This is a genomic window from Corallococcus sp. CA047B (genome assembly GCF_003612065.1).
Lineage (GTDB): Bacteria > Myxococcota > Myxococcia > Myxococcales > Myxococcaceae > Corallococcus > Corallococcus praedator.
The window spans coordinates 1-8,188 of sequence record NZ_RAWD01000380.1 but is presented as its reverse complement, the minus strand read 5'-3'; the positions used below and the strand labels follow the sequence as shown (position 1 = coordinate 8,188).

The following is an 8,188-nucleotide window of genomic DNA, read 5'->3' as shown; positions in this document are numbered from 1 at the left end:
GGAAGTTAAGCCCTCCAGAGCCGATGGTACTCCGCGGGAAACCGCGTGGGAGAGTAGGTCGCTGCCGGATTCTTTTTGAAAAGCCCCTGGTGCCGCAAGGCGCCAGGGGCTTTTGTCTTTGCGGGCTGCGCCGGGTCTGGGCGCGTGCGTCTTCGTGGATTGATCCGGCGTGATGCAAACATCCCCGGGTCTGGCTTTGAGGCTGGCTTGCCCCTGCCTGCTTTGCTTGAGTGGCATTCCTTCCCCCTCTTGCTGGACAGGAGCCTCTCGCATGCATCTGCTTCGAATCTACGCCGCCGGTCTGCTCGCGCTGGGTTTCCTTCTCGTGCCCGCCCGTTCAGAGGCTGCTGCTGGCGTCCGGCTGGGCGTGGGGGCGGACTACTGGGTGGATACCAGCGCGGCCTTCAACTTCACCCTGGGCGTCGAGGGCCACGTCGCGGGCCCCATCTTCGTGGGCGCTCGCTTTGGCGCGGTGCTGGTGACGGACGGCAATGTGATTGGCGTTCCGCTGGACATCTCCCTGCGCGCGAACGTGGGCCGGACCGTCTACATCGAGGGCCTGGTGGGGCCGTGGATCTTCTTCAAGGGGGATGCCTTCAAGGCCCACGCGGCTTTCGGCTTTGGCCTCCAGGGGAAGGCCGCGAGCATCGGCGTCGAGGTGGGCTACCTCGACCCGAATCCCATCATCGGCTTGCGGCTCGGCTACAAGTTCTGAGGCAGAGCATCAGTAGTGCGGAGGGCGCTCCTGCTGGCGGGTGTCCACCAGGCCCGGCTCGGCCTCGAGCTTGCGCTTGAGGCCGTCCACCTCGGCCCGGAGCGCGTCGATGACGCGTCCCTGCTGGTAGAGGACGTCGCTCAACTCCTGCAACAGCTCCTGCTGCTGCGTGTAGCGGATTTCCAGCTCGATGAGGCGCTTGTCTTCCATTGCCGTCTTCTCCGCGGGGAACGCTGCCCCATGAATACCCTCGAATACCTTCAGCGTGCCCGTGAGTGGCTCGGGCGGGGGCAGCCCGAGCTGGCGGAGTCCGCGCTGAGTGACGCCATCGATGCGGCCGTTGCGGCGGAGGACCTCGTCCTCCTCACCCAGGCCCGCTTCGCCCTGGGGGAGCTGCTCTTCCAACAGGGCCGGGATGAAGAGGCAATCCCCTTCCTCCAGGCCGTGGTCCGGACTGAACGCGCCGACGGTTCCGTGGATGCGCCGGTCATCGCCTCCGCCCGGATGCTGCGCCAGATTCGGGGGCAGGAGCCTCGTTGACGTTCAGGGCAGCCGGCACTGCTCGCGGATGGCGTCCATCCGCTGAGGGTAGCGCCGCTCCAGGTCCGTGCGGGTCTGGCGGGCTCCCTCGAACCGTCCGGCCTTCACCTGGAGGGTGCACAGCGTGGCCAGCGGCCGCGTGTCCTCGACGTTCAGTCGGTCCGCCCGTCGCAGCGCTTCCTCGGCGGCGTCATCGTTGCCGAGCTGGGCCCAGGCGAGCCCGAGCTGGAAGTGGCCCTCCGCGAGCTTCGGATCGGCTTGGACCGCCTGCTGCAACAGCTTCACGGCTTCCCGGCTCCGCCCCTGCCGGCTGAGCACCAGCCCCTGTTCCACCAGAAGCCGGGCCGGAGGCATCCTGCCTTCCAGTGTGGAGAAGACCTTCAGCGCGTCGTCTGGCTGCCCCATGCGGCTGAGCAGCCGTCCGTAGCGCACCCCGATGAGAGGATCGCCTGGGATGCGCTCGTGGGCGCGGGCCAGGGCGTCAGTGGCGCTCGCGAGGTCGCCTTTCTGCTCGCTCAGGTCCGCCCGGAGCAGGTCCGCTCGGGGGTCCGCGGGCGCGAACTGGACGGCCTTGTTCAGGGCCTGCTCCACGCAGCGGCCCATCCGCTCCAGGTCGCAGATGCGCGCGAGCAGGAGCTGGGTCTCCACCGCCGTCGGGTCCCTTCGCTCGGCTTCCACGGCCAGGTCGTGGGCCTGCGCTGGCGCTCCTTCCCGCAGGAGTTCGGCCGCCGTGCGCAGGTCCTGGGCCGTGGCCTTGTCGTTGGTCTTCAACGGCACCAGGAAGCCCAGCCGGGTGTCGATGTCCTCCGTCGCGCGGGCGATGGCCAGTTCCTGCTCGGGCATGTTCCGGGGCAGGAACAGGGGGATGAGGTGGATGGCGAGCGCGACCGCGGACACCCACAGCACGCCTCGCATCCCCCGAGTCCAGCGCCGGTCGTGACGCTCCGCTGTCCCGTTCGTGGGCTCGGTCATGGCGGCTCCCTAGACTAGACGGCTCGCAGGTGGGAGCGCAGGCCGGAGGGAAGTTCAAGCTCGCAACTCCAGCAGAGCTCGAAGTTGGCCGGGTTCTCTTCACCGCACCGGGGGCAGGTCACCGAACGGTTCGACGCTTCCTGGTTGGCCTGCAGCTCGGAGAGGACCTGGCGGCCGGCTTCCAGCTCCTGCGGCCATAGCCACAGCTCCACCCAGGCCTCGGTGCTGGGAATCTCTCCGCTCAACGGTGCCAGGGATTCACCCCGAACCTCGACCGAGAGACCGGCCGACTCCAGGGCGCCCGCCAGCATCCGCGCCTCTCCGACCGTGCGGTGCACGGAGAACTGCACGCGCTTCATGATGCTTGTCTGTCAGAAGCGGGCCGTCACGGCAACCGACCCCGGTCGCCCCCCTGCTGTCCCACTTGTTCCGCGCCTGCCCTGGGCTTATCCCGCCCCTCCCGGATGGCCCTGAGGGGCCGGGTGGGCGTCCGTCATTCGGCGTCCGTCATTCATCGTGGCGGAGCTGGTGCGGCAGGACGGCATGGGCATGGCGCGGCGCCCGGGCGTGCAGCTCCGCGGTCAGCAATGCGTCCAGCTCCGCGAGCAGGCGATCATATCCGCCCCCGGCGCCCTTCGCGGGCAGCCGCTCGGTGGCAAGCCGCAGGCGGGGTATCTCCTCGTCCTCGAAGGCCAGTGTCACCGCCAGTCCGTCCGGGCCTCCGGCCTGGGGCGCCAGCGTCGCGGGTTCGGGCTCTCGCTGGAGTGTCTCCAGCAGCGGAGTCAGCCGGCGGATCTCCTCCGACGTCAGGTCGCGCTCCACCACCGGCTCGCCCTGTTCCAGGACGCGCAGGTGTCTCAGGCCCTCTACTCGCAGCGCCTGGGCCCCGGTGTTGGTCCGACCGCTGCGCTCGTAGGTCACTGTCTTCACGCGCCGTACCTCCCTGGGTCAGGAGTAGGCATCCGTCCTCGGGTCCGCATCCGGGCAGACGGACGTCAGGCCCTGCCGGGGTGGGGATGCGAGCCCGAGCGACCGGTGCCCGACAGTGCGGGGCGCCCTCGGGCCCCTGCGCTTCCAGGGAGCGCCTCCCTACCGTGCTCTTCGTCCGGACACGTCTGCCCGGACGCACGGAGGCCTCAAGAACCATGAGCAAGAACAAGAACCCCAGCCCCAATGACCAGCGCTCGCACTCGAAGAACCCCGAGCGCCCGGAGCACAAGGCCACCCAGGACAACCGCTCCAACCAGATGAACCCGAACCATCCGCACTCTCAGCCCCAGCCGCCGTCGCCGGGGACCAAGGGTGACATGCCGGGCGGGAACGGTTCTCCGAAGCGCTGAGCGCGGTGGTGCGAGAGGCCGGCGTCGGTTGCTCGCCGGCCCCTCTTGTTTCAGTAGTTAGCGGACGCGCGGCGAGCACTCGCCTTCGCCGCGGTAGTGCCCCACGGTCCGCACGAGCGCCGTCACGAAGTCACGCAGGGTGCGCACGCTGCCCGCGCCTCCCGTGCCGTACTGGTTCGCGGGCAGCGACGTCAGGCCCACCGTGCCCAGTTCATCCAGGGTGACCTCGCCGTCCGGACCCACAACGCCGGCGCTGTCCGCAGCAGCGATGGCGTCGAAGCGCATCTTCGCGTCCGGCGACTGGAGGTCGTCGAAGAACAGGTGGTCGCCGTGGAGGGTGAGCTGCACCGTCTCCGTGCTGCCCTTGGGCACCGTCACTCCGCTGCCGATGTCCTCGTTCTCGCAGTGCTCGTAGAGGGTGTTGGTGGGAAAGCCCCAGCGGAAGCGCTTCGACACGGCTCCCTTCGTCGCGGTGCCTTCGACGTAGACGGACCAGCCTTCGGCGTTCATCCGCGTTACGTCCTCGGCGTCCGCGTTGCCGGCCGTGGCGTCCGTGGCGGGGGCGATGGCGTAGCTGACCTCATCCCATTCCTCGGAGGCCAGGTCGTTGAAGGCCGCGACGTTCACGGGGCCCGGACGGTGGACGTCGTAGACCTTCGCGGGCGTCTGCTCGGCGGCGACTTCACCCTTCTGGTTGGCGACCTTCAGCTCCCCCAGCTTCACGAGGAACTTGTCGTAGCGCACGGTCCAGCCGTCCTCGAACGCGCTGGCGGGAATCTCCTTCTCGATGAAGTCCTCCCCGTACGCCGTGAACGCCACGTTGCCCTGACCCGAAGAGCAGGCCAGCAAACCCAGACACGACATTCCCATCAGCCACTGTTTCATTGCGCTGCTCCTTCCACCCACGTCACGACGTAGGCGCTGGTGTCTTCCACGCCGCGCACCAGGGCGTTCTGCGCCTGGCTGTCAGCGGGGAAGGTGGAAACGCCCGCCGCGTCCGGAAGCGACACGGTGGCGAAGTCGATGCGGCTCAGCCACTTCCCCAGGTCCACCGCGATGCTCACGGCGCCGGGTTCCTGCTTCATTTCACGCTCGAAGCGCACGCCTTCAATGGCCTTGGGCAGGTCCACCGTCGCGTCGAAGTGCACGGTGGCGCCCGCCGTGTGGCTCGCCGTTCCCCGGACGTGCACCTGGTGGCCGCCCAGCACGTTCTGCATGTCCGTGGCCGCCGTGGGCGTCGCGAGCGTCAGCTCCAGTGAGCCATACGAGCCCGTGACGGCGTTGGCGTCTCCGAGGACAGCGCCTCCGGCCAGCAGGTCCACCGTCTGGACCTTCAGCACCTCGCCCAGTGCGTCTCCGGGCACGTAGTGGCCCGGGTGCGCGTTCGCGGTGCCTCCGATGAGCGAATACCAGTGGAAGCGCGGGGCGCGTGACAACAGCACCCGGCCTTCGAAGAAGCGCACCGTGCCCACCGAGACCTGGACCGCTTCAGGCGTGATGGTCCATCCGTGCTCGTTGGGGGCCGTGGGGGGGAGCGACGTCATCGACACGCTGAACGTGCGGCGCTCCGCCTCCGTCTTCGTGTCACCACCACAACCCAGACTCATCAGGGCCGCGGCCACCGCGAGGGTGCTTCGCAGCAGGGCAGTTGTTTCGTGTTTCACAGGTGGACCTCCAGGGTGAGCGAGGCCATGCGTGGCGACCCCGCGGTGAAATGCCGCGCCGGCACGAGGCTGGGCGGCGTGGATGGGTCGAAGCGTGAGCTGTAGACAAACTCGCCGTCGCGCCAGCGCGTGTTCAGCAGGTTCTTCACGTCGAGCCGCAAGGCGATGGCGCCCCTTCGCAGCGCGGCTTGCGCGTCCGCGAGGAACACGGTGTGGCTGAACTCGTCGTAGGGCAGGGGGCGGGGACCGATGAGGGTGAGCCCCGTGCCCAGGGACAGCAGGGCGCCAATGCCCGGGAGCGGGCGCTCCCAGCCGAGGTCCGCTCGCGCGACCAGCGGCGCGAAGTAGGGCAGTCTCGCGTCTGTCTTTGTCACCGTCGCGTTCGCGAGGGTGGCGCTCAGCGCGGCCGTGAGGCCCGGCAGGGGGCGTGCCTGCAGCGCCGCGGAGATGCCCGTGCGCAGGGTCTCCCCCGTGAACACGGTGGTGCCCACGGTGTGGTCGAAGAAGAAGTCGTCCTCCACCTGCGAGCCGAAGAGGCTGGCTTGAAAGGACAGGCGTTCGCTTTCGTTCCGGGTTCCCAGCTCCACGCCGTGCACGTCCACGAAGGGGGCTCGCTCTCCCTCCGAGAGGCTTCGTGCTTGGGGGGAACGGAAGCCGTCGCCGTAGCTGGCGAAGAGGGCCCAGGTGTCGGTGAGGGAGTACTCGAGGCCTGCCTTCGCCCCCCAGTGCACCCCGAAGGCGCTGCGGGAGTAGCCCTGGCCGTCATAGAAGCGCGGGTCCCGGAAGGCGAGCGCGTCGAAGACCTCCACGCCCAGGGCGTCGGCTCGGCCTCCCAGGCGGAAGGCCCAGCGGCCCAGGGGGAGTCTGGCCTCGGCGTAACCCCAGACATCCGTCTGGGTGATTTCCGCGTCCACTTCGTCCGCGAAGAAGGTGCCGTCCGTTTCACGGTAACGGCGTTGCGTCTGCTGGATGCCGTCGCGCCTGCCTCCCAGGCCCAGCTCCAGCGAGACGGGCTGGTCGAAGAGGGTGACCTGTCGGCGGTGCTCGGCGCGCAGGCCCAGGATGGAGCCTCCGTTCGTCTGCTCCAGGCCGTCGCCCCGGTCGTCCACGCGGTAGCCGGTGAAGTTGTTGCGCAGCCTGAGGTCCGAGAGGATTCCAAACGCTTCCAGCCTCGTGCGCGCGGTGCCTTCTCGCGGCAGGTCCACGCTGAAGAGGAGCTGGTGCCGGGACACCGTGCCGCCCTGACGGGGGAAGGAGCCGGAGTAGAACGTGCGTCGGCCTGCTTCCAGGTCGTCCTCTCGCACCACTCCGGGCGAGTCGAAGCGCGTGACGTAGCTGCCTCCGAGGATCCTCGCGCTCAGGCCGTGGCCCAGGTCCACGTTGGCCTGGGCGAGGAGGGAGGCCCGGCCGTAGCCTCGCTGGGGGCCGAAGCCGTCTGCCTCGCCCAGCTCGACCGCGGCGAACGTGCCGGGGTCCTGGCCGGGACGGACCGTCACGACGAGGCGGCGCTGGCCGAACTGGCCCAGGGTTCCCGCGAACTCGACGCCCTGCTCCCGCGCGCCCAGGTCCATGCGCACCGTGCCCGCGACCGCGAAGTCTCCCTGGAACGCGCGATAGGAGCCCTCTGTCACCTCCAGCGACTGCACGAGCTCCGGGATGATGAAGTTGGTGTCCGCGTAGCCGAGCGCGTGGATGTGGCTGACCTCGTTCACGGGCAGGCCGCCGACGTTCAGCTCCACGTCCTGGCCGTGCAGCGCGTCGAAGCCTCGGAGGAAGAGCTGCTGCGCCTTGCCCTCGCCGCTGTGCTGCGAGGCCACGAGGCCTGGCACCACCCGCAGGACGTCCGTCGCGTTCGTGCGCGGTGCCGCGTCCAGGATGTCCCGGCCGATGGTCACCTCCGAGGCGCTTCGCGCGGGGCGCGTGCCTCGCACCACCGTGGAGCGCTTCTTCGTGCCCTCTTCCGGGATGGGGGGTTCGGGTGTGAGTGCGTCCGAGGCGGGGGTGGAGGATTCAGCGACGGGAGTTTGTGACTCGGTGGCTTGCTCCGAGGCGGGAGCTTGCGGCTCGGTGATCCGTGCGGAGTCTTGCGCTTGCGGCTCGGTGGCGGGTGTCGGCAGGTCGTGGACGCGGGGCTCGGTGGTGGTGGCCGTCAGGGGCGGGGTTCCTGCTCCACTGGCGGCGGTGGCGGCTGGCGTTCCTTGCGTCGCTTCGCGCTGCGTCCCTGCGAATCCGCTTCCGGAGACACCGTTCGGGGTCTGTGTGCTGGCAGGCCCTTCGGCTTGCGCCATCCCCTGTGTCGGCGCGACTCCGGCCACCGCGTACGCGTTTGCCTCCGCTTGGATTGCTGCCTGACTGGGGCGCGGCAGCGCGTGCAGGCATGACGACAGCGTGGCGATTGCGATGATCAACATGAGCACGGGAGGCATCGGCACGAGGGAATGACGACGCGTCCCCGGTGCGCGACTCGACGCACGCCCGGGACGCAATGAAAGACATGGCGAGGCGAAGCGCGCTCATGGCCCTTGTCTGGCCCAGGCCAGACGGGTCCCATGCTCGCGACAAGTCCTTACGGAAGTGCGGAGGGTGCTGGTTTTTCTACGGGCCCTGCGGCATCGCGCTGGACCGCAGTCGCTGTCCCGGTGACCACTCCGGTCCTCGCGCTGGCTCCACCCGCCACGACACCCACCGCAACGTCGGCGGCAGGAACACCGTCCAACTGGCCGCCACCGCCAACAGGTGCTCCACCGAACCCGTCAGATGCCGGTGTCCGTGTCCCTGCTGCCTTTCCTCGTCGCTCTGCCCGGTCTCCGCCGCGCACGTGGCCGGCTTCTCCTGGGACGCAGCCGGCCCTTGCGACAAGGACCGCTTCGCCACCGCCGTCGGGGTTGCGCAAGCGGCCTTCGCTTCACCCGCCTCGCGGTGGACGTGGCCCCCGGACCCGTGCACGTGGGCGTGAC

At 69.2% G+C, this 8,188-nt stretch carries 11 protein-coding genes; 3 read left to right on the top strand and 8 right to left on the bottom strand.

The annotated features are described in order from the left end of the window. Nucleotides 1–271 precede the first annotated feature (271 nt). The gene (locus D7X74_RS36345) at nt 272–715 is read left to right on the top strand and encodes a hypothetical protein (protein ID WP_199732969.1); all 444 of its coding nucleotides are present in this window, start codon (nt 272–274) and stop codon (nt 713–715) included. Nucleotides 716–724: 9 nt separating this feature from the next. Here the strand turns inward: D7X74_RS36345 and D7X74_RS36340 are convergent, their stop codons facing one another. Next, on the bottom strand, nt 725–925 hold the full coding sequence (locus tag D7X74_RS36340) for a SlyX family protein (protein WP_120537570.1): 201 nt from the start codon (nt 923–925) through the stop codon (nt 725–727). Nucleotides 926–955: 30 nt separating this feature from the next. Here D7X74_RS36340 and D7X74_RS36335 point away from each other — a divergent pair, with 30 nt between their 5' ends. Beyond that, on the top strand, nt 956–1,255 hold the full coding sequence (locus tag D7X74_RS36335) for a hypothetical protein (protein ID WP_120537569.1): 300 nt from the start codon (nt 956–958) through the stop codon (nt 1,253–1,255). Nucleotides 1,256–1,258: 3 nt separating this feature from the next. Here D7X74_RS36335 and D7X74_RS36330 read toward each other — a convergent pair whose 3' ends face one another. The 3 genes from D7X74_RS36330 to D7X74_RS36320 all read right to left on the bottom strand — a co-directional run bounded on the left by D7X74_RS36330 (nt 1,259) and on the right by D7X74_RS36320 (nt 3,157). Then, a complete protein-coding gene (locus D7X74_RS36330; protein WP_120537568.1) occupies nt 1,259–2,170 on the bottom strand; it encodes a lipopolysaccharide assembly protein LapB in 912 nt (303 codons plus the stop codon). Nucleotides 2,171–2,241: 71 nt separating this feature from the next. Further along, nucleotides 2,242–2,586, bottom strand: a complete 345-nt coding sequence (locus D7X74_RS36325; protein ID WP_120537567.1) for a hypothetical protein — start codon at nt 2,584–2,586, stop codon at nt 2,242–2,244. A 148-nt stretch (nt 2,587–2,734) separates the two neighbouring features. After that, nucleotides 2,735–3,157: a hypothetical protein gene (locus D7X74_RS36320; protein WP_120537566.1), complete on the bottom strand. Its 423-nt coding sequence runs from the start codon at nt 3,155–3,157 to the stop codon at nt 2,735–2,737. Between the two features lie 215 nt (nt 3,158–3,372). Between D7X74_RS36320 and D7X74_RS36315 the strand changes: the two genes are divergently transcribed. Further along, nucleotides 3,373–3,567, top strand: coding sequence for a hypothetical protein (locus tag D7X74_RS36315; protein ID WP_120537565.1), 195 nt, complete (start codon nt 3,373–3,375; stop codon nt 3,565–3,567). 57 nt (nt 3,568–3,624) lie between these two features. Here the strand turns inward: D7X74_RS36315 and D7X74_RS36310 are convergent, their stop codons facing one another. The 4 genes from D7X74_RS36310 to D7X74_RS36295 form a co-directional block, all read right to left on the bottom strand. Continuing rightward, on the bottom strand, nt 3,625–4,452 hold the full coding sequence (locus tag D7X74_RS36310) for a hypothetical protein (protein WP_120537564.1): 828 nt from the start codon (nt 4,450–4,452) through the stop codon (nt 3,625–3,627). Beyond that, nucleotides 4,449–5,174 carry a hypothetical protein gene (locus D7X74_RS36305; RefSeq protein ID WP_120537571.1) on the bottom strand — a complete coding sequence of 242 codons (726 nt, stop codon included), beginning with the start codon at nt 5,172–5,174 and terminating at the stop codon, nt 4,449–4,451. The genes D7X74_RS36310 and D7X74_RS36305 overlap by 4 nt, the downstream gene beginning before the upstream one ends. 53 nt (nt 5,175–5,227) lie before the next feature. After that, nucleotides 5,228–7,165 carry a TonB-dependent receptor gene (locus D7X74_RS36300; protein WP_199741980.1) on the bottom strand — a complete coding sequence of 646 codons (1,938 nt, stop codon included), beginning with the start codon at nt 7,163–7,165 and terminating at the stop codon, nt 5,228–5,230. 661 nt (nt 7,166–7,826) lie between these two features. Further along, the coding region (locus D7X74_RS36295) for a hypothetical protein (RefSeq protein ID WP_120537562.1) at nt 7,827–8,188 on the bottom strand (362 nt) is incomplete at its 5' end.